A 697-nucleotide genomic window follows, 5' to 3' on the forward strand; every position below is an offset into this window, starting at 1 on the left:
TGGTGCAGTGGTATCCACTTTCACACTGCCAGTGCCTTCAGCTGATTCGTTGCCTGCTGGATCTTTCACACTGGCTTTCACGTCGATGTTGTCGATGCCATTTGTCGGTACGTCTTTGGTGTAGCCATCTTTGATGATTTCTGGTGTTACTGGAATTTCTTCTTTCTCACCATTAATCTCAACCACCAATGTGTCACCCACTTCTGTACCCTCAGGCACAGTGATTTTCACTGGTGTCTGATTGTCTGAACCAACTTCATCTTTGTTCAATGTGTGGTCAGTATTAGTGTCTTCTGGGAATGTGATTTCTGGTGCTTTATCACCTTTACCATCACCATTGCCATCATTGCCACCTGGTACTTTGGTATCCACGATTGTGCTGTCTGTGCCTGGTTGACTTGGGTTGCTCGCTTGATCAACCACTGTTGCCGACACAGTCAATTTACCATTAGCAGGTACTTTATCTGCCGGAATGGTTACCATAACACCATTTTGGATATCTTCATCACTTAAAATGATTTCTTTATCCACAACGCCATCATTATCAAAATCCACTTTTAAGGTGTCGCCCGCAACCGGTTTAGTCGCCTCTTCACCATTAAAGGTGATTTTCGCTTCTACACCTGCCTCTACCTCAGCTTTATTCAGATAACCATCATTGCCATCTTGAATCTCAACTGTCGGGGCAGACGGTGCT

1 protein-coding gene is annotated in these 697 nt (G+C 44.8%); it reads right to left on the reverse strand.

All coding sequences use genetic code 11. The features are described 5' to 3' along the window. Positions 1-697: hypothetical protein (locus ACLS0A_RS10990; RefSeq protein WP_416083510.1), on the reverse strand; the 697-nt coding region annotated here is incomplete at both ends.

The organism is Avibacterium volantium, assembly GCF_049366555.1.
Taxonomy (GTDB): Bacteria; Pseudomonadota; Gammaproteobacteria; order Enterobacterales; family Pasteurellaceae; genus Avibacterium; species Avibacterium volantium_A.